23 protein-coding genes are annotated in these 26,632 nt (G+C 43.3%); 18 read left to right on the forward strand and 5 right to left on the reverse strand.

Features of this window, described 5'->3' with window-relative positions; genetic code table 11:
- Window positions 1–38: 38 nt before the first annotated feature.
- Together J1N09_RS07120 and glyA are read right to left on the reverse strand one after the other, a co-directional pair.
- The gene (locus tag J1N09_RS07120) at window positions 39–1,304 is read right to left on the reverse strand and encodes a hypothetical protein (protein WP_265199274.1); all 1,266 of its coding nucleotides are present in this window, start codon (window positions 1,302–1,304) and stop codon (window positions 39–41) included.
- Between the two features lie 66 nt (window positions 1,305–1,370).
- Complete coding sequence (glyA, locus tag J1N09_RS07125) at window positions 1,371–2,645, reverse strand: serine hydroxymethyltransferase (RefSeq protein ID WP_321160802.1); 1,275 nt, start codon at window positions 2,643–2,645, stop codon at window positions 1,371–1,373.
- 123 nt (window positions 2,646–2,768) lie between these two features.
- Here glyA and fahA point away from each other — a divergent pair, with 123 nt between their 5' ends.
- Both fahA and J1N09_RS07135 read left to right on the forward strand, forming a co-directional pair.
- Window positions 2,769–4,049 (forward strand): fumarylacetoacetase, encoded by a 1,281-nt coding sequence (gene fahA, locus J1N09_RS07130; RefSeq protein ID WP_265199276.1) that lies wholly within the window; start codon window positions 2,769–2,771, stop codon window positions 4,047–4,049.
- A gap of 51 nt (window positions 4,050–4,100) precedes the next feature.
- Window positions 4,101–5,282 (forward strand): hypothetical protein, encoded by a 1,182-nt coding sequence (locus tag J1N09_RS07135; RefSeq protein ID WP_265199277.1) that lies wholly within the window; start codon window positions 4,101–4,103, stop codon window positions 5,280–5,282.
- Between the two features lie 23 nt (window positions 5,283–5,305).
- On the opposite strand, the gene ytxJ is transcribed toward J1N09_RS07135, so the two are convergent.
- On the reverse strand, window positions 5,306–5,698 hold the full coding sequence (ytxJ, locus tag J1N09_RS07140; RefSeq protein ID WP_265199278.1) for a bacillithiol system redox-active protein YtxJ: 393 nt from the start codon (window positions 5,696–5,698) through the stop codon (window positions 5,306–5,308).
- 166 nt (window positions 5,699–5,864) lie between these two features.
- On the opposite strand from ytxJ, the gene clpB reads away from it, so the two are divergent.
- Window positions 5,865–8,468, forward strand: coding sequence for an ATP-dependent chaperone ClpB (gene clpB / locus J1N09_RS07145; protein WP_265199279.1), 2,604 nt, complete (start codon window positions 5,865–5,867; stop codon window positions 8,466–8,468).
- A gap of 134 nt (window positions 8,469–8,602) precedes the next feature.
- On the opposite strand, the gene J1N09_RS07150 is transcribed toward clpB, so the two are convergent.
- Window positions 8,603–11,638, reverse strand: a complete 3,036-nt coding sequence (locus J1N09_RS07150; RefSeq protein WP_265199281.1) for a hypothetical protein — start codon at window positions 11,636–11,638, stop codon at window positions 8,603–8,605.
- 253 nt (window positions 11,639–11,891) lie between these two features.
- On the opposite strand from J1N09_RS07150, the gene J1N09_RS07155 reads away from it, so the two are divergent.
- The 7 genes from J1N09_RS07155 (at window position 11,892) to J1N09_RS07185 (ending at window position 20,050) form a co-directional block, all read left to right on the forward strand.
- The gene (locus J1N09_RS07155; protein ID WP_265199282.1) at window positions 11,892–12,026 is read left to right on the forward strand and encodes a hypothetical protein; all 135 of its coding nucleotides are present in this window, start codon (window positions 11,892–11,894) and stop codon (window positions 12,024–12,026) included.
- Window positions 12,027–12,178: 152 nt separating this feature from the next.
- A complete protein-coding gene (locus tag J1N09_RS07160; protein WP_265199283.1) occupies window positions 12,179–12,706 on the forward strand; it encodes a SixA phosphatase family protein in 528 nt (175 codons plus the stop codon).
- A gap of 10 nt (window positions 12,707–12,716) precedes the next feature.
- A complete protein-coding gene (locus tag J1N09_RS07165) occupies window positions 12,717–13,676 on the forward strand; it encodes a peptidoglycan DD-metalloendopeptidase family protein (protein WP_265199284.1) in 960 nt (319 codons plus the stop codon).
- 21 nt (window positions 13,677–13,697) lie between these two features.
- Window positions 13,698–14,162 carry an SsrA-binding protein SmpB gene (gene smpB, locus J1N09_RS07170; protein ID WP_265199285.1) on the forward strand — a complete coding sequence of 155 codons (465 nt, stop codon included), beginning with the start codon at window positions 13,698–13,700 and terminating at the stop codon, window positions 14,160–14,162.
- Window positions 14,163–14,263: 101 nt separating this feature from the next.
- Window positions 14,264–16,744 carry a DUF5686 and carboxypeptidase regulatory-like domain-containing protein gene (locus J1N09_RS07175; protein WP_265199286.1) on the forward strand — a complete coding sequence of 827 codons (2,481 nt, stop codon included), beginning with the start codon at window positions 14,264–14,266 and terminating at the stop codon, window positions 16,742–16,744.
- A gap of 145 nt (window positions 16,745–16,889) precedes the next feature.
- On the forward strand, window positions 16,890–18,257 hold the full coding sequence (locus J1N09_RS07180; protein ID WP_265199287.1) for an OFA family MFS transporter: 1,368 nt from the start codon (window positions 16,890–16,892) through the stop codon (window positions 18,255–18,257).
- A 125-nt stretch (window positions 18,258–18,382) separates the two neighbouring features.
- Entirely contained in the window at window positions 18,383–20,050 is a 1,668-nt protein-coding gene (locus tag J1N09_RS07185; protein ID WP_265199289.1) for a formate--tetrahydrofolate ligase, read from the forward strand.
- Between the two features lie 14 nt (window positions 20,051–20,064).
- On the opposite strand, the gene J1N09_RS07190 is transcribed toward J1N09_RS07185, so the two are convergent.
- Window positions 20,065–20,757: a hypothetical protein gene (locus J1N09_RS07190; protein WP_265199291.1), complete on the reverse strand. Its 693-nt coding sequence runs from the start codon at window positions 20,755–20,757 to the stop codon at window positions 20,065–20,067.
- A gap of 116 nt (window positions 20,758–20,873) precedes the next feature.
- Between J1N09_RS07190 and J1N09_RS07195 the strand changes: the two genes are divergently transcribed.
- The 8 genes from J1N09_RS07195 (at window position 20,874) to J1N09_RS07230 (ending at window position 26,598) form a co-directional block, all read left to right on the forward strand.
- On the forward strand, window positions 20,874–21,911 hold the full coding sequence (locus tag J1N09_RS07195; protein WP_265199292.1) for a hypothetical protein: 1,038 nt from the start codon (window positions 20,874–20,876) through the stop codon (window positions 21,909–21,911).
- Window positions 21,908–22,423 carry a hypothetical protein gene (locus J1N09_RS07200; protein ID WP_265199294.1) on the forward strand — a complete coding sequence of 172 codons (516 nt, stop codon included), beginning with the start codon at window positions 21,908–21,910 and terminating at the stop codon, window positions 22,421–22,423. The genes J1N09_RS07195 and J1N09_RS07200 overlap by 4 nt, the downstream gene beginning before the upstream one ends.
- 48 nt (window positions 22,424–22,471) lie before the next feature.
- The gene (locus J1N09_RS07205; protein WP_265199296.1) at window positions 22,472–23,692 is read left to right on the forward strand and encodes a sulfite oxidase; all 1,221 of its coding nucleotides are present in this window, start codon (window positions 22,472–22,474) and stop codon (window positions 23,690–23,692) included.
- The gene (locus J1N09_RS07210; RefSeq protein ID WP_265199297.1) at window positions 23,693–24,166 is read left to right on the forward strand and encodes a monoheme cytochrome C; all 474 of its coding nucleotides are present in this window, start codon (window positions 23,693–23,695) and stop codon (window positions 24,164–24,166) included.
- Between the two features lie 14 nt (window positions 24,167–24,180).
- Window positions 24,181–25,056 (forward strand): sterol desaturase family protein, encoded by an 876-nt coding sequence (locus tag J1N09_RS07215; RefSeq protein WP_265199299.1) that lies wholly within the window; start codon window positions 24,181–24,183, stop codon window positions 25,054–25,056.
- 107 nt (window positions 25,057–25,163) lie between these two features.
- Entirely contained in the window at window positions 25,164–25,595 is a 432-nt protein-coding gene (locus J1N09_RS07220; protein ID WP_265199301.1) for a lysozyme inhibitor LprI family protein, read from the forward strand.
- Window positions 25,596–25,622: 27 nt separating this feature from the next.
- Window positions 25,623–25,967: a VOC family protein gene (locus J1N09_RS07225; RefSeq protein WP_265199302.1), complete on the forward strand. Its 345-nt coding sequence runs from the start codon at window positions 25,623–25,625 to the stop codon at window positions 25,965–25,967.
- A gap of 1 nt (window position 25,968) precedes the next feature.
- Window positions 25,969–26,598 carry a hypothetical protein gene (locus J1N09_RS07230; RefSeq protein WP_265199304.1) on the forward strand — a complete coding sequence of 210 codons (630 nt, stop codon included), beginning with the start codon at window positions 25,969–25,971 and terminating at the stop codon, window positions 26,596–26,598.
- Window positions 26,599–26,632 lie beyond the last annotated feature (34 nt).

Genomic DNA, 26,632 nt, shown 5'->3' on the forward strand with positions numbered 1-26,632 from the left:
GAGTTCTTGGTAAAACTCCTTAGGATTAGATCAATTCATTATTGATCAATGCTTTCTACAAATTCGTTGTCTGAAAGCACGGGGCCATAGACCCACGGTGCTTGGATGAATGCCGAATATCCGTTAAACTGACTGTAATTTTTCAGGCTATATGTTAGTGAAGAACCAAACATCCCGGAACTTATATTCGACTGATTAGCAAAAATATTGTCGAATAAGTTTGCCTTTGAAAAGTTAATGTTTTGTGAGGCTGCCCCGTAGAAAGTATGAAAAACAACTACTCCTTGAGGAATATTCTGAAAGTCGAACCTAACCTGGAAGTGGTCATAATTACCCTGTGTTGCCATAGAGAAGTTCGAGATCGAGCCGTTATTCAATGTGAAACCAAGGTTTACAGAAGGAATGCTTGATGGTGTTGCAGCGGATATCGTGCTGTATCGATAGGCTACTCCATCGTTAGACAAGCCGTAACCAATATCGTAGCGATACTTGTCAAAAACATTTTGAGGTAGATAAGCTTCGTAAGAAGAAGCAGTGCCGTTGTTATTGGCATCTTTCTGTACACAATGTAAAATCTGATTCACTCCGGATAGATCGTCGTTTAAAATTCCATAAACCGAAAAGGAAGATGAGGTATTCGCCGGAACAGCAACATCAGTTGTGTTATCAAGCAACGGTAATGAATTAAAATCTACATCAACGGTCGAATTACCAGGCACATTTTCAATCCAGATGTATCGGGGAAATTGCTCACCCGACTTCTGCACGGAGACATAATAATCTCCCGGTGCGGTGAGCATGTTTCCAGTTATCACATAATCACCGGCGCCATTGATGGATACATTTGTTGAGGTCGATGAGTTAAGAACCGTTAAGCTCCCACCAATATTTGTGACATTTATAGTAATGGTAGGAATATTTACTCCTGAATTAATAAGGCCCGGTGCCGTATAACTGCCTGGTGGGACATTTATATAAGTAAACAACTGATATAAATTTATTGTAGTGTTATTCAATTCCACATATACAGTAGCGTCGTATTCTTCGTTAGGATCAAAATCAATTTCCACAGATGCTTGTTGTGAATTAGCCAGGGGAGCTTGTCCAATTATTTCACCCTGACTATTGCTGATGTACAAAGTTCCAGAGGCAACTTCATCCAAAAAATTCTCATCAAGGGAAAGTAGATAAGTTGCGGTATTTACCGGGTCGGGGTCTGGATCTGGGCCCGGATTAGGGGTTTCGTCTTCAGAACATTGAAGAATTAAAACAGCCAACAAGCTGAGGTATAGTAATTTTTTCATTTTGCAATTATACCTTCTGAACAAGAACTAAAAAATAGCTCCGATTGTTAAAAATATTTCAAAAATTTAATTCTTGAATAACGGCCTGCCCGCCATCATCGCATTCACCTTTGCACCAACAGCTTCCAGTCTGGCATCATCTTCATAATTGGTGATCACCTCATCGATAAGTTCAACAATAGGAGCCATATCGCTTTCCACGAGGCCGCGAGTAGTTACTGCTGCCGTTCCAATACGAATACCACTGGTTACGAATGGTGATTTATCATCGAAAGGCACCATATTCTTATTCACCGTGATATCGGCTTTACCGAGGGCTTCTTCAGCCGCTTTTCCGGTAATGTCTTTATTGCGGAGATCGATCAGCATCATGTGATTATCGGTTCCTCCTGAAATGATCTTATAGCCTTTGTCCACAAATGCCTGGGCCATAACTGCCGCGTTCTTTTTTACCTGAACCATATAGTGCAGGAAATCGTCGGTTAAGGCTTCTCCGAAAGCGATTGCTTTGGCTGCAATGATGTGTTCTAGAGGGCCTCCCTGGTTTCCGGGGAAAATTCCACTATCCAGCAGAGAAGACATCATCCGAGGTTTTCCGCTCTTAAGTGTTATTCCGAAGGGGTTCTCAAAATCCTTACCCATCATGATTAATCCGCCACGCGGACCTCGCAGGGTCTTGTGCGTAGTTGTAGTTACTACATGACAGTGTGGAATTGGATCGGCAATGATCCCTTTTGCGATCAATCCTGCCGGGTGGGCTATGTCTGCAAGCAGGATAGCTCCTACTTTATCGGCGATCTCTCTAAAACGTTTGTAATCGATCTCCCTCGAATAAGCTGACGCGCCTGCGATTATCATCTTAGGTTGTTCTGCCACGGCTATGGCTTCGATCTTATCGTAATCCAGTCTTCCTGTTTCCTCTTCAACACCATAGAATACAGGCTTGTATAATTTTCCGGAGAAATTCACCGGCGAACCATGCGTAAGGTGACCACCATGTGCCAGGTCGAAGCCGAGGAACTTATCCCCCGGTTTCATACAAACAGAGAAAACAGCCGTATTGGCCTGGGAACCACTATGGGGTTGTACATTGGCGTATTCCGCACCGAATAAGGTTTTAGCCCTTTCAATGGCTATTCGCTCGACCTCATCAACAACCTCACAGCCCCCGTAATAACGCTTTCCGGGGTATCCTTCGGCATATTTGTTGGTAAGCACGGAACCTGCGGCTTCCATTACCTGTTCGCTTGCAAAATTTTCAGAAGCTATAAGCTCCAACCCATTTAATTGTCGTTCTTTTTCGGCTTCGATAAGTTCGAATATCTGTTCGTCTCTCGGGATCATGATCTGGATTTATTTATAAAGAATCAAAAATACAAAATGCTTGGTGCAGATGGTACAGAAATCATATATTTGATTAACATTTTACCAACAAATTGAGTTTATAATTCCAAATAACAAACCATGCCCTTATCAGCAAATAATCCCGACCGTACTACTTGGTTGAAAGTTCCTGAAAACAGTGACTTTCCCATTCAGAATATACCTTTTGGCGTCTTTCTCACCAGGGATGACATTATCACCATAGGAACGCGTATTGGTGACACGGCCATCGACCTGGGTGCCTTGCATCAGCTTGGATATTTTAAGGGTATCGATCTTACCGACGATATTTTCCTTCAGGACAGCCTGAACGATTTCATTGCAGACGGTCGCAAGACCTGGCGACTTGTTCGAAACCGAGTCTCGGAGATATTTATGACGGATAATCCTGCTTTGCGCGATAATGAAGAGCATAAAAACCGGGTACTTTTCACAATGGAAGAGATCGAAATGCAATTGCCTGTTGACGTGGGTGACTACACCGATTTCTACGCTAGTAAAGAACATGCTACCAATGTAGGATCGCTTTTTCGTGACCCGGAAAATGCCCTGTTGCCCAACTGGCTGCACATTCCAATTGGTTACCACGGAAGGAGTTCGTCCATCATACCTTCGGGAACTCCAGTCCGTCGTCCTGTGGGCCAGACAAAACCGGGAGATGATGGGAAACCTGGCTTCGGACCGTCGAGATTGCTGGATTTTGAACTCGAAATGGCATTTATTACAACGGCAGCCAACGATCTTGGCAAACGTATCTCAATAGGTGAGGCCGAGGATTATATTTTCGGTCTGGTATTGTTCAACGACTGGAGCGCACGTGACATCCAGGCCTGGGAATATGTTCCACTGGGACCATTCCTCGGAAAGAGTTTCGCTTCTACCATCTCACCCTGGATAGTTACTTTGGATGCGCTGGAGCCCTTCAGAGTGGCAGGACCCGAACAGGATCCGAAACCACTACCATACCTTCAGCAGCAAGGGAATAAGAACTTCGATATTAAATTACAGGCCATCATTCAACCCGAAGGCGGGGAAGAAAGTGTGGTGTGTACCTCCAACTTTAAATACATGTACTGGTCCATGGCCCAGCAGTTAACACATCATACCGTGAACGGCTGTAATGTGCGCAGTGGTGATATGATGGGAAGTGGAACAATTTCCGGGCCCACCAAGGACAGCTATGGATCCATGCTGGAGTTGAGTTGGCGCGGACAGAACCCGGTTCCATTAGCGGATGGCTCCACCCGAAAATTCATTGAGGATGGTGACACTGTGATCCTCCGTGGATATTGTGAAAATGACAATGTTCGAATAGGATTCGGAAAGTGCAGCGGTAAAGTACTGCCCGCCAGGGAGATATAAGTTTGGCACAACCCTTGTATTTTAATCAACCATAACCAATACCTTTTCGTTATGAGAACGACTATTACCCTTATTCTGGCAACGCTATTGCTAATCGGATGTAATAGTGTGAAACGAAATCAGAAGTTTCTCTCCCAGGGAAATTACGACCAGGCGATCGAACTTGCTGTAAAAAAACTTCAGAAGGACAAAAAAGCTCCGAAGAATGAAGAGCACATTGTATTGCTTGAAGAAGCATTTAAGAAAGCAGTTGCGGAAGATCAACGAAGGATCAGTTTTCTGAAGAAGGAAAACAATCTGAAATCCAAAAGAGATGTCTACTATCTGTATCTCGACCTGGAGCGAAGACAGCGATGGATCCGTCCACTCTTGCCGTTGAATGTTCCTTCAGAAAACAGAGAAGCCAAATTTAAATTTAAGGAGTACACTGATGCCACATTGGATGCTAAAAAGGTATTGGGTGATGCACTGTGGAGCCAGAGTGTGCGTTTCCTGGATAGCAATGATAAAATGCAGGCCAGACGAGCTTTCGATCTATTGAATGAACTACAGGATCTTAGAGGTAGCGATTCAGGGATTACGGCAATGATAGAGGATGCTATTTATATAGGGACCGATTTTGTCTTTGTAACCCTCAATAACAGGAGTGGGCAGATCATGCCGCGAAGACTGGAACAGGAACTACTTGACTTCAATACCTACGGACTCGACAGTTTCTGGACTGAATATCACAGTGAACGCGATCAGCGTATCGATTACGACTATGGGATCGCGCTAAATTTCAGAGTGATCGAATTCTCTCCGGAACGTATTTCAGAAAGGGAAGAAAGAAGAACAAAACGTGTAAAGGACGGCTGGGAATACAAAAAGGATTCCGAAGGAAATTTTGTACTTGATGAAGATGGTAAAAAGATCAAGGTAGATGTCTACAAAACGGTTTCAGCAATGATGTTGATCACAGAACAGTTTAAAGCGGCCAATGTGGGCGGAAATGTAGTATACCGGGACCTGCAGCGTGGCAGGGATATGGATGAGTTCCCCCTGGGTACAGAGTTTATCTTTGAAAATGTGTTTGCTACCTACCGGGGTGATGAACGAGCATTGAGCGACGATGACCTTATATTGATGGATAACAGGTTCATTCCTTTCCCGTCGAATGCGCAGCTATTATTGGATGCAAGTGATAACATAAAAGGCCGGTTGAAAGAGATCCTCAGGGATAATCGATTATAACTCGATTGGGTAGCTCGATTTTACTAAATAAATTGATGAAGTCTGTTCGCATCTATACTATGATGCGATGCATGGTGAACCGCTATCCCGTTGCGTAGAATGATAAGCTGCGGACTTTGATGGTATACCTGGAAACGAATGCCTACCTCATCGGAAATATCCCGAAAACTCAAAAGATCAAGGTAATAGAGGTTAATGGTATCGGGCTCAATAGCATATTTACTTTCAAACTGCCGGAGGGCCATACTGCTAATTCCGCATCTGGTGGAATGTTTGAAGATTACGACCGTTTTGGTTTTGGAAATTTCAACGATCTCATCGAGTTGTTCCATACGTGTTAAACGAAGCCATGGAAGTTCTTTCTTTTCTTTTTTTTCTGAAGATCCCTTAGATCCAAATATTCCAAATAGAGCCATAATTAATGCGAAGATACGCCTTTGGGAAAATTTACAAGCGCCATTTTGTCGTTTAAATTCCGAAGAAATCGGTCAAAATGTCTCAAAATAATCTTGGCGTAAGATTTGACCTACCCATTCAAAAATTACAACACACGAGCAGCAATGCTAGAATAATATAATCGCTATGAACGTAAATAACTTTACTATAAAATCACAGGAAGCACTGCAGCAAGCACAGCAGCTTGCGCAAAGCATGGAGCATCAGCAGATCGAGAATGACCACTTGCTGAAAGCTATCTTCGAGGTAGATGAAAATGTTGCTCCCTTCCTGCTAAAAAAACTAAACGTAAACCTGGACTTACTCAAAAAGGTCCTTGAAAAACAACTGGAGAGCTACCCGAAAGTGAGCGGTGGTGACCTTATGTTTTCAAGGGAAGCAGGTAAAACGGTCAACGAAGCATCCATCATCGCCAAAAAGATGAATGACGAGTTCGTAAGTATAGAGCACCTGCTTCTGGCTATCTTTAAATCGAAAACCAGCATCGCCCAGAGTTTGAAGGATCAGGGGGTGAGCGAAAAAGGTATAAAAGCCGCTATTGATGAACTCCGTAAAGGAGATCGAGTTACCTCGGCCAGCGCAGAAGACACCTATAATTCCCTTAATAAATACGCTCGTAACCTGAATCAACTGGCGCGTGATGGAAAGCTGGATCCGGTAATTGGACGAGACGAAGAAATTCGTAGGATCCTTCAGATTCTTTCACGTAGAACTAAGAACAACCCAATGCTAGTGGGAGAACCCGGTACGGGTAAAACCGCTATAGCAGAAGGTCTGGCGCATCGTATCGTAGATGGTGATATTCCTGAGAACCTGAGATCCAAAGAAATTTACTCCCTGGATATGGGTGCATTGATCGCAGGTGCTAAATATAAAGGGGAATTCGAAGAACGCCTGAAAGCAGTGATCAAAGAAGTAACGGGAAGTGATGGTGATATCGTTCTCTTTATCGATGAAATTCACACATTAGTGGGTGCCGGGGGTGGTCAGGGAGCCATGGATGCCGCAAACATTCTTAAACCTGCCTTAGCCAGGGGAGAATTACGTGCCATTGGTGCGACAACCCTGGACGAATACCAGAAGTATTTTGAAAAAGACAAAGCCCTGGAGCGCAGGTTCCAGAAAGTAATGGTGGATGAGCCCGATACCGAGTCGGCTATTTCAATTCTTCGCGGTATCAAGGAAAAATACGAAACACACCACAAAGTTCGGATCAAGGACGAGGCGATCATTTCTGCGGTTGAACTATCCCAGCGGTACATTACCAATCGTTTCCTCCCGGATAAGGCTATCGACCTTATGGACGAAGCCGCAGCAAGACTTCGGATGGAGATCAATTCGAAACCCGAAGAACTGGATGTGCTGGACAGAAAGATCATGCAACTCGAGATCGAGATCGAGGCGATAAAACGTGAAAAGGACGAATCCAAACTAAAAATATTACGCTCGGATTTAGCGAATCTGAAAGAAGAGCGCAACGAGCTCAATGCCAAGTGGAAGAGTGAGAAGGAAGTGGTGGATAATATCCAGAATGCCAAGAAAGAGATAGAAGAATTCAAACTTGAAGCGGAAAAAGCGGAACGTGAAGGTAACTTCGGAAAGGTAGCAGAACTTAGATACGGCAAGATCAAGGAGACACAGGAGCGATTGACTACTCTTGAAGGACAGCTTGCCGAGTTTCAGCAGGGAAGTTCGATGATAAAAGAAGAGGTTACCAACGACGATATCGCTGAAATAGTCGCTAAATGGACGGGTATTCCCGTTACCAAAATGCTGCAAAGCGAACGCGAGAAGCTCTTACAGTTGGAAAAAGAACTGCACAAACGAGTGGTTGGCCAGGAAGAGGCTATCGTAGCAGTAAGCGACGCCATCAGACGAAGCAGGGCTGGACTACAAGATGCTAAGAAGCCAATTGGCTCCTTTCTGTTCCTGGGAACAACTGGAGTTGGTAAAACCGAATTGGCAAAGGCCCTCGCAGAATACCTATTCGACGATGAGAACGCCATGACGCGTATCGATATGAGCGAATACCAGGAGCGACACAGCGTGAGTCGACTCGTGGGAGCACCTCCGGGATATGTGGGTTATGATGAGGGCGGACAGCTAACGGAAGCAGTTCGCAGGAAGCCATATAGTGTTGTATTGCTTGATGAAATTGAAAAAGCGCATCCGGATACCTTCAACGTACTGTTGCAGGTACTCGATGAAGGAAGGCTTACCGACAATAAAGGACGGGTAGCCGACTTCAAAAACACCATCATCATTATGACCAGCAATATGGGTAGTCATATTATCCAGGAACAATTCGAGAATATGAAAGATCTGGATACGGCTATGGCGACGGCGAAAGTGGAAGTACTCGGACTGCTGAAACAGTCGGTTAGACCCGAGTTCCTGAACAGGATAGACGACATCATCATGTTTACGCCATTGAACAAAAGTGATATCACGGAGATCGTCGGACTACAACTCAAAGGGGTTACCAAAATGCTTGCGAAGCAGGGGATCACGATGGATGCGACCAATGAAGCAATCGCGTTTCTCGCCGAAAGAGGATTTGATCCTCAGTATGGTGCGCGGCCTGTAAAACGTGTGATTCAGAAAGAAGTACTGAATGCGCTGTCGAAAGAAATTCTTGCAGGAACAGTTACTACAGACAGTATCATCCTCATTGACAGTTTCAACGATTCACTGGTCTTCAGAAATCAAAGTGACCTCGTGAACTCATAAAATTGGTTAGGGTTCCATAAAAACCCATTGGTTGGTTAGTTGCCGCCCGTTGCTTTTTGAGTAGCGGGCGGTTTGTTTATTTTTCTGAAGAATACATTTTCTCAAATGAGGACTTCCCGATCGGACATGATTTATCAGCAACTAACAAAGGAAAAGTCTCCACCCATTGACCCGATCAAGTTTTCAATTCCATTCATTCCTTCTCCCACGGGGCCTAAAGTAGTATACAAGATCTCTTTGTATACATTACACGCTAACTCTTGAAGTGCCTGAGCGATCTGTTCATCCAGATTAGAAGCATCCATTAAGATTATGGCCTCGGATGCGAATGCATAAAGACGCACCAGGGTTAGGCTGTAAGTTGCGACGATTCCAACTGCTAGGCCACCCACACCGGCAATTCCCATTCCGAGATTCATTCTTGCCACAACTTTCTCATATTCATCTACTACGGCCTTAAGATGCTGTAATTGTTCATAGTGTGAATTCCCACCTCCACCTGTTCCATCAGGCAGCACACCATAAAGTTCACCTGTCTTCGGATCAATACGCCAGAATGATTTGTTTACTGCTGAAGCGTCAAATAATTTTAGCACACCTCCTCGAAATACCTTTTCCCTGAAGTAATTGTATCTTTCGGCAAGGACCCTGCTACTGTACTCCTCTTCACGCGAAACGTCCTGGTTCAGTACCAGCTTAGAGTCTTTCAATTCGGACATTGCGGTCTTATCAAATATTTCTTCTTCCAATAGGGCCAGCTGAGCCGTCTTTCTGGTTGTTTCAATGAAGGCGTTTCTTCCACTAGGGGTCAATGATTTGTATTCCGAAGTTGGAAGATAATCGAATGTTACCTCAGAAGCTTCCGAAAAATATGCAGGTTTAAATTTTATTATACCCACCCTGTATCCACTGGGATATGTTATACTTTCCTTGGAAATATTGTTCTTGATCGGTTGCATGGTATTGAGAAAGATCGCGGGATAATCGAAGGTGCCCTGGCTTAACTTTTCAAGTGCCATTGCATTGTCTCCTGCCTGAACAGCTTCGAACCACGCTTTGTTGCTCATTAATGTTTTCAAATACTCCGAAAGCCTTATGGATTCGCTCGCCCCTTCTCTTTCGAAGGCAATTACAACGCCTCCCAGAAGCAATTCATGAACGTCATTGGCCATTTCGGGAGTTGGATCAGCATAGGAATCCAAATAATTATCCCACCCTGCGAGTACCCGCCTGATCGGACTTCTATTCCCGATTTTAATATCCATATAGATTCCTGTAAGCCTTTTACCTACTGCATTTGAAGATTTCGATGCAAATCTGAAGTTGTCCGTGGCACCTAAAACTTTATCCTTCGCAGATACCTCCACCAAATGGTCTTTATCAACTTCAACAGAGTTATAGTTGAAAACGTAGGGAGGAAATTCCAAGCCGTTTATTGTCTCACGAATTTGAAGAATTGTCGCCTGTTGATCCTCGGCTGGTATTATGATCCCGCCGGTATTGTCTGCGATAGCCTGTATGTATTTATCGGTATCTCGAGTATAAAGATATAAGGTTGGCGGACCCGATTCAAAAATGGGCTTATCATCAGGATTAAAACTATCACTGTTATGACCATCTGTGGCATATAGTATAAGATCACTTTCGGTTTGTGCTGCTTTTAGATGCGCCGTATATATTCGCGATCCTGTTTCCTGCAATTTGATGCTGGCATGTGGGTAAGTCTCCCGGATCGCAGTTTGGGTTTCTTCTAAAAATGCGGTAATACCTTCGTCTCGATATTGATTCGGCATACTTAAAGACGTGTCGTACAATAACATGATCCTTGGAGCCACAATATTTTGACGGAGTAAACCGGTAACAAGTTTGTTATTATCTCTGATAGTAAAGTTTCCCGCTTTTATACCTTCCACGATCTTACCTTCGTTATCTCTGGGAAATATCTCCAGTCGCACCTTAGGGTACGTCTTTGGAAAGGCTTTTATCTCAAGAGAGACTACATCACCAATATCTCCACTTTGTTCATCTCCTTTTGACTGTAGTCCGAATTCTAAGAAGACCTTTTCCCCTTCCAATGTTATCGGTTCACCTAAAAAGGAACGTTCTTCCATATACTCTCTGTCCTTATGAATAGCTTGCAATGCCAAACAGGGAGTAAATGTGGAAATGTCCGATACGGATTTAACCGCCTGGTCTTCGAATGTCATATTATTCAGGAAACTTACCTTAACTTGATTTCCCACAAGATCTGATGCGTTCCACGAGCCTTTTATCAATTCGATTTCTTTGGTACCATCAAACGCATTGGTGCTCTTTATAGTAACAGAGACCTCTTCTTCTATGGATCTCAAGGGTTTAGCATCTCTAGTATAGTTATCCTTGTTCGAGGGATGTAATGATCCTAAGGGAACGGATGGATCGAATATATGCGCGTATTTTTCCACTCCTTCTTCCGTATAAAGTACAGTTGGAACGCCACTGTTTGAAAAATAAAATTTCGATTCTGTCTCCACCTGTTTGTACTTATCATCTAATTTCTCCAGTAGACCATCTGCAAAGATCGTGGCCTTTTCAACAGGGGATTCCATTACTTTTACCGTCCCATTTTCCGGATTGCTGCCAAGTTCTTTTCTCCACCGTTTTAGATCCGAATCTTTTACAGCAGGTTCGAAATCAGCCTTCCCCGGATTGAAAAGAATTGATTTCACCTCTTCCTCGCTCATATCAACGGTCTCCAATACTACCCTTGCTTCAACTCCAGCTTCCTGTAGCATTTTACACAGTATCTCTGCCTTTTCCCTCGGAGTGGCTAAACCACATCGTAATGCTGCATCAGGACCGTATAACAATCCAGCTGCAATACTCCGGAAGTATCCTTTATCACTTGGCAGGAGTCCTATGTCATTTACAACGAAATCTCGCATTGCATTAATATCACCGGTACTTACAAGATTGTCGCGACGAGCGAGGTAGTGATCCGGACTGTTTTCCAATGCATAGATCATTTCCTCCCAAACATTAAATGGCGGATTGCCGCTTCCTTTGATCATATCGGGATACTTTCCATTATCACATGACTGCAGATAAGGAAACAAGTACAATCCTGCACCACCTAATATTATTTGTTGAAAGAAAGTTCGCCTTGAATTGCCTTTTTGATGGATGTCCATTAGTGCTGATTTACGTTCAGAACACTTAAGATAGTAAGAATTCTTGTTATTTGTATTTCCTTACGCGCATCCTGCGGTTTTTTCAGATCACGGACTATTTTTTCATCGAAATCCGAGTAACATCCGAATCCCCCATTTCACTGGGGTTCTGAGATGTTTTGTCCTTGATTTTCAACACTTCAGAAGAATACCATGTAACAAAATGATATATCTCGTCGTCTAAATAGCATATCAATCTTTAAAACCAATCATCATGAGACTTAAACAAATTGTATTGCGAAAAGATGTAGCGAGAGTGCGGAGAAATTATCCCCTTGCTGTTTACATCGCCTGTATTTCTGCCTTTATGGTTAGCTACTCTGTAGTGACCGCAATCCAGTACTTTTAAAATACCCTCCGATGCCTTACAACCGCAAGGAGGGCATTTCAACAGTTGGCAATAGCTGACGATCCTTTCAACTATTTTTTTCAGAAAAATGAATTCCCGGCAAGCTGCATGGGTGATAGACTATTTTGTATCTTTCTGAAAACATCCGGAGTATGCTGAGACCCTTTATATTCGCCTTGCTGGGAGTTATACTATTTATTTCATGCAAACAGCAAGCCGAAACAACAACTTCGGAAGAAGAAGTTATATCCACCACTTATTACCTTATTCGCCATGCGGAGAAGGACAGAAGCGATCCGGATAATAAAGACCCGATGCTAACAGATAAAGGCCGAGAGCGGGCCGAGGGCTGGAAGAACTATTTCGACAGTATAAAACTGGATGTCATCTATTCCACGGGATACAAAAGGACGCTGGGCACTGCAAAACCAACAGCAGCTAAAAAGGATCTGGAAATCATAACCTACGAAGTTCAGTACGTATTCAGTCGAGATTTCAGAAATGACACTAAAGGCAAAAAGGTACTCGTTGTAGGCCACAGCAATACCACTCCACCATTGGCCAATAAACTTTTGGGATCGCAAAAATTTCCGGATATGGAGGATAATGACAACAGCAGTCTGTACGTTGTGACCATAACGGATACCTTAGCTAAAGTTGAAGTTAGAACTGTCGATTAATATGACACCAATGAAATTACTCGCGCTCGCATTGCTGCTCTACACCCAACTACAAATGGCTCAAACACCTGCTTATGTGGCAGTTATTGAGAAATTTCAACAATCCTATAACAATGAAAACTCCGAGGCAATATTCGACCTGTTCAATGCACAAATGAAACAGGCGGTTAACCGGGAGACGACAAGTCAGATCATTTCTTCCTTTCAAACGCGCTATGGAATGATGAAGAGTTTCGACTTCAAAGAAAGTGAAGGCCTGTTAGAGATCTACATTGGGCATTTCGAACGTGGTAAACAGACCATTCAAATATCGCTGGACGAACAAGAGCAGATCTCCGGATTATTATTCAAGCCCTTTTCCGCAAGCAGACCGCCTAAGTTCGAACGAAACACCACCAAACTTGGCATGCCCTTTCGGGGAAAATGGTTCACGGTTTGGGGTGGCGACACCAAGGCACAGAATTACCACGTGAATTTCCCGTCACAACAGGGAGCTTTCGATTTCCTGGTGCTTGGCAAGAATAACAAGACGTACGAAAGAAGCGGAACCCGTAATGAAGATTATTTTGCCTTCGGACAACCGATCTTCGCTGTATGTGATGCTGAAGTTATCGAGGTGATCACCGGTGTTGAAGATAATAAACCCGGGGCGATGAATGCCGCACAACCTTTAGGTAATGCCGTAGTGCTTAAAACGAGCAATGATGAATACATCTTTTATGCACATTTTGAAAAAGGCACAGTTAAAGTGGAAGAAGGCCAGATGGTGAAAAGAGGACAGATTTTAGGAAATTGCGGGAACTCCGGAAATTCTTCCGAAGCACATCTTCACCTACATATTCAAGATGGTCCTGATGTCTTCAGTGATGTAGGCGCCAAGTGTTATTTTGAGAAGATAATGGTGAATGGCGAATTAAAAACAGACTACTCCCCTGTTCGACTCGACAGGATTTCTGCTCCCGAAGAATAATTTATACTATTTTTGCCCACCATGGCAAGTCAGAAGAAAGTACAGATCAAAAACAGGAAGGCTCGTTTCGAATACGAGATCCTGGACAAGTACGTCGCAGGTATTGTACTTCGCGGAACCGAGATCAAGGCGATCCGCGAGGGCAAGGCCTCTATTGCCGAAAGTTTCTGTGAATTCAGTAATGGTGAATTATTCGTGATAAACATGACGGTTCAGGAATACTCTCACGCCTCGCATTACAGCCATAATCCGAAACAGGAACGTAAACTTCTCCTCAACCGTTCAGAATTAAAAAAACTGGAGAAAGAAGTAAAGAACACGGGGCTAACAATAATACCTTTATTGCTTTTCACCACCGACAAAGGCCTTGCCAAACTTGAGATTGCCTTGTGTAGAGGTAAGAAGCAGTTCGATAAGCGGGAGTCGATCAAGGATCGCGACACCAAACGTGATCTCAGCAGGATCAAGAAGTCCTTCAATAACTGATCATTGTTGACTTTCGGTTAAAAGATTTTCCTAACTAACATAATTTTAAGATTCTTGAAGTTGGAATTTTCTATTTTCACTTCTGAAACAATTACGCCCGAATGAGATACACTACCCTCCTTGCATGTCTTCTTTTCACCTATTCATTATCCGCCCAGATCGTTGGCAAGGTCACTAACACCGAAGGTGAGCCCCTGGCCTACGTAAACATCTACCTCGAGAATAGTTACTCCGGCACAACTTCGAACGAGGATGGAAATTATGAACTCGATCTAACCGAAAACGGCGATTACAACATTGTTTTTCAATTTCTGGGGTATAGCAGGGTGAAAAAGAATATTTCTGTTTCTTCCTTTCCATATATTCTGAATGTTACACTTGAAGAGGAAACTACCAGCCTTGACGCAGTGGTGATCGATGCTTCGGAAGATCCTGCTTACAGGATAATTAGGAATACTATTGCACAGAGAAAAGCCAACCTGGATCGTATTGCTGAATTCAAAGCCGACTTTTACTCACGCGGACTCTGGCGGGTAGACAGCATCCCGGAAAAATTTATGGGCCAGGAAGTGGGAGATTTCGACGGACAGCTGGATTCAACGCGCACAGGGATCGTATACCTTTCAGAAACAATTTCGAAAATAGCATCCAGAAGACCGGATGACTTTAAAGAGACCATCATTGCGAGTAAAGTAAGTGGGAACGACAATGGCTTCAGTTTTAATACCGCTGTGGATGCTGAATTTTCCTTTTATGAAAACAACTTAAACCTCAACGCAGCAATCATTTCACCTATTGCTAACAACGCACTTAGTTATTACAGGTACGAACTCGACGGAGTCTTTTACGAGGGTGATAAACTTATAAACAAGATCACTGTTACTCCACGCAGGCCGAAGGACAGGGTTTTCAGAGGAGTGATCTATATAGTGGAAGACGACTGGCAGTTATACGGGCTAGAACTCACCACCAATGGCGAAGCGATACAGATCCCCTTTGTAAAGGACCTGGTGTTCATACAGAATTTTAGCTACGATACCAAGAACAAATTCTGGGTGAAACGATCCCAGACCATAGATTTTGGCTTTGGATTCTTTGGATTTAATGGTGATGGGAGGTTTATCGCCGTGTACAGCAACTACGATTTCGATCCTGGTTTCGATAAGGGTTCCTTTACCAACGAGGTACTTAACTTTCAACCTGAAGCGAACAAAAAGGACAGTCTGTTCTGGAAAGGTATTCGGCCTGTACCTCTTACCAATGAAGAGTTAAACGACTACATTAAAAAGGACAGTATCCAACAATTGAGGAAATCCAAGCCTTATCTTGATTCCCTTGATAGAGAGAGTAATCGTCCGGGCTTACTCGATATTCTTTTTGGATACACCTATCAGAACCGCTATAAAAAATGGGACCTCAGCTACCAGGGTCCGTTGCCTGAAGTAAATTTTAATACGGTACAAGGATGGAACGGCGGCGTGGGTCTGTCCTATTTCAAATCCTATGACGAGAACCGAACACGCTGGCTTTCTGTAACTTCAAATATTCGTTATGGTATATCGGACGATCGCGTGAGGGCCAGCGGTAGAGTTGTCTATAATTTCAACCAAACAAACCGACTGCGAATAGGAATTTATGGCGGTAATGAAGTGGTACAGTTCAATAGATCACAGCCCATAAGTCCTGTGATCAATACCATCTCAACACTTTTCTTCGAGCGTAATTATATGAAGGTGTACGACCTAACCTATGTGAATGCAGCTTGGAGTCAGGAAGTATTTAACGGGCTCAGCCTAAGCGCAAATCTAGGTTATGAGAAAAGAAAACCACTTTTTAATACCACAGACTACGTTACTATACCCAATGACGATGTCGACTATACTCCAAACAATCCGAGGCAGGGAGTTTCTGAGATCTTTCTTCCCGATATCATACCTCATGATATAATCAAATCAACAGTTGTAGCTAACATTAATTTCGGACAGAAATACTACAAATACCCTGATGGAAAATTCAATATGAGCAGCAACAAGTATCCAAGCCTGCAATTTACTTTCGAGAATGGTATGGGTGCTTCAATTAGCGACTATAATTTCAGTCAGCTGAGGGCTCAGATCTCGCAGTATGTTTCCCTAGGAAATAAAGGGCGATTTGTCTACCGCCTGAAAGGTGGTACTTTCTTTAACGGAGATAATATTTCGTTTGCCGATTACCAGCATTTCAATGGCAATCAAACACGGGTAGGAACGTCTTCAACTTATTCAAACGTCTTCAACCTCCTTCCCTACTATGATCTCAGCACCAACCAAAGTTATTTTGAAGGGCACGTGGAGCACAATTTCCGTGGCTGGGTTCTCGGTAAGATCCCGGGAGTCAATTCGCTCAATTTCAACCTGGTATTAGGAGCCCATATGCTGAGTATTGATAGCAGGAAACCGTATACTGAATATTCAGTGGGTCTTGATAATCTTGGTTGGGGAAAATTCAGGTTTTTAAGACTGGACTATGTTCGTTCCAACTTCAACGGAGTGGGAGACGGAGCGTTTATTTTCGGACTTAAATTCCTTAACCTCATAGATTAATCCCATTGTTTTGAGCATGACGTTCGTCATAGAATACTCCTTTTCAACTTCATAGCTTCGTTCCTGTAATCAACGATCAACCAAATTCGTAGTGGCTTGTATTTAGCAGGCTGTTACCCGATGATCCTTCAGAAATTCGAATTCTATGTCGTACTTCAGCAGGGAAAAGAGTATCGCGAAAGACAAATATAATCGCTGGTACGTCCCTATTGCCGCCCTCAGTATTCACCTGTGTATAGGTCAGATCTACGCCTTCAGCGTTTTCAATAAACCACTAACAAAAGTCATTGGCATTACCGAACAGATTCCTGAAGACTGGAAGCTAACCGAGTTGGGCTGGATCTTTACGATCGCTTTGTTCACCCTGGGAGCTTCTGCAGCCACCTTTGGAAAGTGGGTGGAGCGCGTAGGTCCTAGAAAGACCATGTTCGTGGCTGCACTTTGCTTTAGTTCAGGTTTTCTTGTCTCGGCTCTGGGTATTTACCTTCATCAGCTATGGTTGTTATATGTTGGTTCAGGACTCCTTGGTGGTATTGGACTTGGCCTTGGTTATATCTCACCGGTTAGTACCCTGATCAAGTGGTTCCCGGACAGACCGGGTATGGCCACCGGTATGGCTATTATGGGCTTTGGTGGTGGTGCCATGATCGCTTCACCGCTTAGTGTTAAACTGATGGAGCACTACGCTACCGCGACTTCAAACGGGGTAATGGAAACCTTTATTACCATGGGGCTCATCTATCTCGTCCTTATGATGTTTGGTTCCATTATCGTTCGTATTCCACAGGAAGGATGGAAGCCCAAAGGTTTCAATCCTGAAAAGAAAAAACAGGCTAAGTTGATCACTTCTGAGAATGTATTGGTCGATAATGCAATGAAAACTCCACAATTCTGGTTGCTGTTCACCGTCCTTTTGATGAACGTAAGCGCGGGTATCGGTGTACTGGGGCAGGCCAGCGTGATGATACAGGAGATGTTTAGTGTGAGTAGCGTTGGTGCCGAACTGGCCGTAGACGCAACCGCTGCTGCCATGTTTGTTGGTATACTGAGTTTATTCAATATGGTAGGAAGGTTCTTCTGGTCGTCACTCAGTGATTATATTGGAAGAAAGAGTACCTACGCCATATTCTTCCTGCTCGGGATCGCCTTATATATAACCGTTCCCTATGCCGGGAAGATCGGTAGTGTAGTTCTATTCTATGCTGCCTTTGGTATCATAATAAGTATGTATGGAGGTGGATTTGCCACAATTCCGGCCTATCTGAGGGATATGTTTGGAACGAAACAAGTAGGAGCCATTCACGGTCGATTACTGCTGGCGTGGAGTTTGGCGGCCATTGTAGGGCCTGTAACGCTGAACTACCTCAGAGAATACCAGATCGAAGAGCTTGGTAAACCGCCTGCGGAAGTATATAGCTTAACGATGTATCTTATGGCGGGACTGTTGCTAATTGGATTGATCGCTAATTTGCTAGTGAAACCGGTACATTCGAAATATCACGATAAAAGCTAACTTTTAGTTATTCTGAAGTTAACTATTCATAAAAACCAATATGACCTAGGTCATTGAACAACCAATGACCAAAAACTAATTTTACAGCATTAATTTCCGAAGGAATCTTCGGCTAGAACCATATTATGACCGATTTAGATATTGCACAAAGCGTAAAGGAAGAGCACATTCGCGACATTGCCACCAAGCTCGACATTTCAGAAGAAAATCTTGAATTCTACGGAACCAATAAAGCCAAGTTACCACTTAGCCTTATTGATGAACAGAAAGTAGATGATAACAACCTCATCCTCGTGACTGCCATTACACCTACCCCGGCAGGTGAGGGAAAAACAACGGTTTCCATCGGTTTAGGAGATGCCTTGTGTGAGATCGGTAAGAAAGCCGTAACAGTGATCCGCGAACCCAGTTTGGGACCTGTTTTTGGGATAAAAGGTGGAGCCGCTGGTGGTGGATGGAGCCAGGTGATCCCTATGGCAGATATCAACCTTCACTTCACAGGAGATTTCCACGCCATTGAAAAGGCAAACAATCTTTTAAGCGCATTGATAGAGAACAATATTCAGAGTAAGACAAGGAACCTGGGCATCGATCCAAGAACTGTACTCTGGAAGCGTTGTATGGATATGAACGACCGCGGACTGCGGAACATCGTGGCGGCCCTGGGCGGAAAACCCGGCGGTATCCCCAGGGAAACAGGATTCAATATCACGGCAGCCTCTGAGATAATGGCCATACTTTGTTTAAGCAAGGATTTCGAAGACCTGAAGAAAAAATGTGGAAGTATTTACGTAGGAGATACCTGGGAAGGCAAGCCTGTCTATGCACGGGACCTGAATGCAGAAGGTGCCATGGCGGTATTAATGAAAGACGCCATCAAACCTAATTTGGTTCAAACACTGGAAGGAAACCCTGCCATTATTCACGGGGGGCCATTTGCAAATATTGCACAGGGTACAAACTCCATTATCGCAACAAAGATGGGACTTAGCCTGGGAGACTATGTGGTCACTGAGGCCGGTTTTGGTGCCGACCTGGGTGCGGAGAAATTCATGAACATCAAATGCCGTGAGGCCGAATTATCTCCAAGAACCATCGTTTTAGTAGCCACGATCAGAGCGCTGAAATACCACGGAGGAAAACCATTACAAGAATTAACGAACGAAGACACAGCCGCGCTAAAAGCCGGATTCCCTAACCTGGAACGTCATATTTCCAGTTTGAAGAGTTTCGGAGTACCGGTTGTGGTAGCCGTAAATTGTTTCAGCAGTGATACCGAAGCTGAAAAACAGGCTTTGATGGATCATTGTAAATCTCTTGGAATTCCTGTCGCTTTGAGTAACGGTTGGGCCGATGGTGGAAAAGGTTGTACCGACCTGGCGGAGATTGTTGTGGAAGCCAGCGCGAGTTGTAACAACAAGTTCACACCCACCTACTCGCTGGATGATTCACCAAGAACGAAAATGGAAAAGATCTGTTCTACCATCTATGGCGCCGAGAACGTTATACTTACGAACAAAGCCAAACGACAACTCAAGCGCTTTGAAGACCTTGGTTATGGCAGGCTACCTGTTTGTATGGCGAAAACACAAAAGAGTCTCAGTGATGATGAAAAGCAACTGGGTCGTCCGGCGCATTTCGATATTCACATTCGCGAGTTCGAAATAGCCACGGGAGCAGGTTTCCTTATACCTATTGCAGGAAACATATTGAGAATGCCAGGACTACCAGGAACACCTGCCGCCGAGAAAATAACCATTGATGCCGAAGGTAATATCAGCGGTTTGTTTTAGACGGTAAACTACTGTTACTTATTTTCTGATTCCGGCAAATGAACGCCGCGTTTCAGAAGTACTATACCCATTACTACCATCCAGAAGATCTTGATGAAGACCATAGGTTTGTAGTATTCGTAGTATTCGGGAAGCCCCATGATGATTGCCATGGCAGCTAGTCCGAAAAGTGCAGTAAACCATCCCAATAATTGAGGCACCAGCCTCCATTTTACAAATGCATACCCAAGGAGCAGCATCCCTAGTCCGGAAAATACTCGACCGAAACGAATAAAACAGGTTACATACTGATTGGTATAAAGAATATTGTCCATGAATTCCTGAATTTCTGTTGCCGACTTCCCAGCAGTCATCCCAACACCCCATGCGCCGTAGTTATAGTAATAGGCATAGGCAATAGCGAGGAAAAAGGTACCAATCACAATCAGTCCGGCTCCCGGTAAGGCGATCACCCGATATGGCTTTCTGGTCAGACTTGTTGTTAAAGCCATTATGGCAATACCAAAAATCACCCATCCGAAGATGAATACCCGGTATACCCAAATCCAGTACCATACATTTTCGCCTATGGCCTCAAAATCGGAAGCGACAATATATTCGTTAATGTTATGAGAGGACAAGGCCCAACCCAAAATAATAAATAATGCGGCTACAATAAATGCTCCTGCTGTAAATCTTGTTTCGAAATCTTTTTTTATCAATGACATACCTGTTGAATTTTCAATGCGAAAAAATAATGGGTTTTGTTGAGGGGCAACGTAACAAATGTTACACAGAGGAATAAATTTGTGCAATTAGTTTGTGAATCCGTTACATTTAAGGTGTGATTTCTTCTCATATCAATACTGAAATATCTAAGAATAATCTGGTTGTTGAAAGGCTTACAGCACTCTGGGCCCTGAATGAGTGTGGCCTTGGAGGATTCATGCATGCCATCAGTTCACCTTTTACCGGGATCCTGGTAGGGGGTATTTCTATTTTATTGATCACTTTGATCGCCGCAAATGGAAAGTCGGTTTGGCCGGCACTCCTGAAAGCATTAACTATTGTGTTATTGGTGAAATTAAGTGTGAGTCCTCATTCTCCTGTCACTTCATACCTAGCAGTATCCTTCCAGGCCTTTATGGGTATGTTATTGTATTCTTTGTTCAAGGTAAACAAGATCACAGTACTCGTTCTGGGCTTGCTAACATTTCTTGAATCGGCTTTACAGAAATTACTCACCCTTACTATAATTTACGGGGAATCCCTTTGGGATGCAGTAGATGTTTATGGTTCCTGGGTGGGCCAAAAAGTATCATTCCTGGATCCGGTATTGTCTTCAAGAACGCTTATCTGGTCCTATGTTATATTCTACGCTATTGCCGGGATTTTCATGGGAATCGTTATTCTGCGCACGATGACGCTGATGCGTTCGGTAGAAGTAATGGATCAGGAGAAATGGATGGATGCGCACACAGCTATTATTCAGCAGAAAAAATCAAAAAGCCCATCCGGTAAAATTCTGATCTTCTGGGCTATTGCCCTTCTTGTCATCCTTCTTCCATTACTCTTTTTTAATTCTGAATTTTATGGTTGGAAGGCAGGATTATATCTCGTGGCGCGCAGTGCCTTAATTCTCGTATGCTGGTACCTGCTTTTAGGACCACTATTATTGAAAGGGATTCAGAAGCTGTTATCTCGACGACGTTCCGCCTATCAGGAGGACATACAGAATACCTTGAGTCTTTTACCACATCTGAGGCTTATATTGAAGTACGCCTGGAAGGATAGTAGATCGTTAAAAGGAATGAATCGTTTCCAGCATTTTATTGCTCGTAGCATAGTATATAGTGTTTACTTTAATCCTTCGGAATCATGATCTATATCCTTAGTGGTGACATCGAGACCGGAAAGAGTACAGCGCTCCTTGACTGGGCGAAGGACCGACAGGACTGCTATGGAATTTTAAGTCCCGGAAACGCGCCGGGTGAACGCTACTTCCTGGATATTTCTAACAAACGTGAATTTCGAATGGAGGCAGGCTCCGGGGAAGAAGACGCGATAGAGGTAGGACGTTTCAGATTCCTTCGATCGGCATTCAGTAAAGCAAATGCCATTCTCAAGAAGGCAACAGATATTTCAGAAGGAATTATAATTATCGACGAACTTGGAAAGCTCGAATTGCGAGATGAAGGATTATTTGAATCAGCAAAATTGGCAGTGAAGAAAGCAACGGAAAATGAGATGATCGATTTAATACTCGTGGTGAGAACATCTTTATTGGATCAGGTTGTATCGAAATACGGTATTGATAAATACACATTGATCTCAAAAGAATATTTAAAGGATTTTCCAACCAATTGTAACAATAGTTACATAGCGAAATTTTAAGATATCGTATCTTGTGGAATCGAATTATAACCACCATAATTAGAAAAATTGAAGAGAAGAGATTTCGTAAAAAAAGCGACCCTAACGTCCCTAACAGCAGTTATAGGAGCGGAAATCGTATATGGGTCGAAATTACTGGAAGGCTATATTCCATTGGCGCTTCAGGATCCGGATCCATTCAAGATGTTCAACAAGCATCCTGAAATGGTGGTTCTAAACGACAAGCCATGGAATATCGAAGCGCAGGCACATTTGCTTGATGATAAAATTACGCCGAACGCCAAAATGTTCATTAGGAATAATGGACACGTCCCTGAAGGAATAGATGCGGCCTCTTGGACACTTACCATCGATGGGGAATCCGTGACGAGGGAAAAGACTTATACACTTTCAGAATTGAAATCGAAGTTCGAACAGCACACTTATCAACTCGCCCTTGAATGCGGTGGTAACGGAAGAAGTGAATTCGACCCGCCTGCTAAAGGAAATCAGTGGACAGTGGGTGCCGTACATTGCGCATCCTGGACCGGAGTTCGTTTACGGGATGTACTGGAAGATGCTGGCATAAAAAGCAATGCCGTGTATATTGGATATCACGCTGTTGATAAACATTTGAGCGGTGACCCTAAGAAAGAACCAATTTCGCGAGGTTGCCCGATGGCCAAGGCGCTTCAGGATGAAACCTTACTGGCCTTTAAGATGAATGGAGAGGATATTCCTCTGGTTCATGGTTATCCCCTTCGCCTGGTGGCGGGTGGCTGGCCTGCTTCTGTTTCCGGGAAATGGGTAAACAGGATCAGTATAAGAGATAAGGTACACGACGGTACAAAAATGACAGGTACCGCATATCGAGTACCATGTGAGCCGGTTGCGCCGGGTGAAAAGGTGAAAGATGAGGATATGTGTATTATTGAATCCATGCCTGTGAAGTCACTTATCACCTACCCTAAAACAGGAGCCATGATAAGTAAGAACAAAGCATTGAAGATAAGAGGGCATGCCTGGGCCGGGGAATTGGAAGTGGCTAAAATGGAGTATTCCATTGATTTCGGATCAACCTGGACGGAATGTGCCGTTGAAAAGCCGGCGAATCGTTTAGCTTGGCAACATTTTTCGGCGGAAGTGAAATTTCCGAAGAAAGGATATTATGAGGTTTGGGCGCGAGCCACAGACAGCAGAGGCACTTCGCAGCCTATGCTATTGCCGGGCTGGAACCCCAAAGGGTATTTGAATAATGCCTGTCATCGAATTGCCGTAAAAGTGAAGTAAATGAGTAAGGAACCTTCCTTTCGGTCAAATGTGCGCAAAGTATACCAGATGTTATTCCTGGTATTCGCGATGTGCGTTGTGGTTGGGGGCGGAATGATCTATTTAATGGTAAATCCGAATGCATTGGATCCAACTGCACCCTACGAGGCCGTAGTGGAAATTCCGGAAGTAATAGATGAGAATCTCATTGAGAATGGAATACACGTTCGAACTGGACTGGTTGAAGCTGATGGCCTTATGGAAGTTGTAAATAACTGTACGGCTTGTCATTCAGCGAAAATAGTAACTCAGAACAGGATGAACACTGAACGCTGGAATGCAACTATTGTATGGATGCAGGAAACACAAAATCTCTGGGACCTGGGGAAAAACCAGGAGATAATTGTTAACTATTTAGTGACCAATTATCCACCAAAGAAAAAAGGTAGGCGTGAAGTCCTAACCGATATTGACTGGTATGAACTAACAGATTGAAAAATTTAATTGAAATGGAAAAATATTTAGACGCATTTGTAAATTCTTTTATTAATACCCTTAACTGGACCTGGGATGCCATTACCTTCGATGTGCCCTGGTATACTAATTATTTCTGGGGCCTGGTAGTTATTTCGCTTTTTGTATGGCTACTGGAGATCGCTTTCCCATGGAGGAAGGACCAGGCTATCTTTAGACGAGACTTCTGGCTGGATGCCTTCTATATGTTCTTTAACTTCTTCATATTCGCCATTGTAATAAGTGGAGTGTATGAGTTACTTGGAGTCCTATTTGGCGAGTTCAATGTAACTGCAAAATCTTTTGCCATAATAGACATGGCCAACTGGTCACCCTATCTGCAGTTGTTTGTATTCTTCATTATCCTGGATTTTGTACAATGGTTCACACATGTACTCCTGCACCGTTATAAATTCCTGTGGAATTTTCACAAGGTGCACCACAGTGTGAAAGAAATGGGTTTTGCTGCGCATTTACGCTATCACTGGATGGAAAACGTATTGTACAAACCTCTTAAAACCTTCGGTGTTATGATCTTAGGTGGTTTTGAACCTGAACAGGCGTACATTGTACATTTCATCACTATTGCTATTGGCCATTTAAACCATGCCAATATCAAGATTACCTGGGGTCCGCTCAAATATATCTTCAACAATCCTGTAATGCACTTGTACCACCACGCGTATCACCTTCCTAAGGGCACGCACGGTGTGAATTACGGAATTAGCTTAAGTCTTTGGGATTATATATTTAAAACAAACTATATCCCTGAAGACAGTGGTACTATTGAAATAGGATTTAAAGGAGATGATAAGTTCCCACAGGATTTCATTCATCAAAACCTCTACGGCTTCACGAAGGATAAGTCGTAATCGAATCCCGATCCGGATTGGGTTTAATGGGTCGGAACAAATACAATTTTAGTTATCTTTAGCTAAGCATGAAGTCTAACAATTCTTTTTGCTTAGCTATTTTTTTTGTGAAATCAAGACTATTCCTTTTTGTGTGCCTGGCGTGTACCATCACACCTGCAGTAGCTCAATTCGATGCCGATGCCAAACGACTCGCCGCAATGGCGTACATGGAGGATATAGGCCCTATTGATTGCGATGAAATCATTTCGAATCGGGAAGCGCGTATTTGCTACAATATAAAATTTCAGCAAACCGACTCAATTCTGAATGCAAAACTAAGTGACTACCTTTCTACCTATTCCGATGATAGTTTAAAAGAAGAGTTTCTTTCACATCATCGCGCCTGGATCCAATACCGAAGGTTTCAAAGTGAGATGTATTCCAAAGGCAACCGCGGACACTTTATGGGGATTAGATATTTAGGCGCAATGACCGAACTCAGCAATCTAAAGATAGAGGAACTATCTATATTGATGGATGAGGAAGAAGAGGAATGACCGAGAATCCTTCAAACAAAAACAACTATGACAAACAACCATATCAATTATATAGAATTTAAAGCCAGGGACCTGAAAGTGATAAAAAAGTTTTATTCTGAATGTTTCGGCTGGAACTTCACAGATTATGGTCCGGACTACACCTCCTTTAACGAGAGCGGTGTGTATGGCGGTTTTGAACTTTCTGAAGCTCCCGTCACCAACGGAGCGCTTGTAATCCTATATCATTCAGATCTCGAAACTATTGAAGCCACAATTGCATCATCGGGAGGAACTATACTAAAACCAATATTTTCATTCCCCGGGGGACGCAGATTTCACTTCTCCGATCCTTCCGGTAATGAATTGGCCGTTTGGTCGGATAAAACATAAAATGGAAGTCGTGGACCTGCAGAAACAGTTTTTCGAAACTTTCTCTCAATTTGGTCTATCGAAGTCCGAAACCCTCCCATATTGGCGCGAAGTCGAATCGGCTTATTCAGGAAAACAGCGACATTACCACACTCTCAAACATCTTCAGTATCTGTTAAACGAGCTTTCAGAAGTAAAACATAAAATATCACACTGGCATATTTTGATGTTTAGCCTATACTATCACGACATCATCTATTCGTCAATTAGTTATAAGAACGAATTGAAAAGTGCCGAATTAGCGTCCGAACGACTGAGGGATATCGGTGTTTCTGAAGAAAAGATAGAAAAATGCAGGGATCAGATCCTGGCTACCAAACACCACAAAACTTCGGAAGATATGGACAGCAACTACTTTTTGGATGCCGATCTTGCTATCCTGGGTGCTTCCGAAGAAAAATACCAGCAATATACAGATGGTATAAGAAAGGAATACAAATTGGTTCCGGGCGGGATATACAGAAAGGGAAGAATGAAATTGGTGAAGAAGTTCTTGTCGATGGACCGGATCTACAAAACCGATCATTTCTATGAGAAGTATGAAGAGAAGGCAAGGGCCAATCTAACTTCAGAATTAAAACTATTACAATAAAAAACCCTCCTTAGCACGAGGCTTCAGAGGGCTC

This window comes from Aureitalea sp. L0-47 (assembly GCF_026126405.1).
Classification (GTDB): Bacteria; Bacteroidota; Bacteroidia; order Flavobacteriales; family Flavobacteriaceae; genus Pukyongia.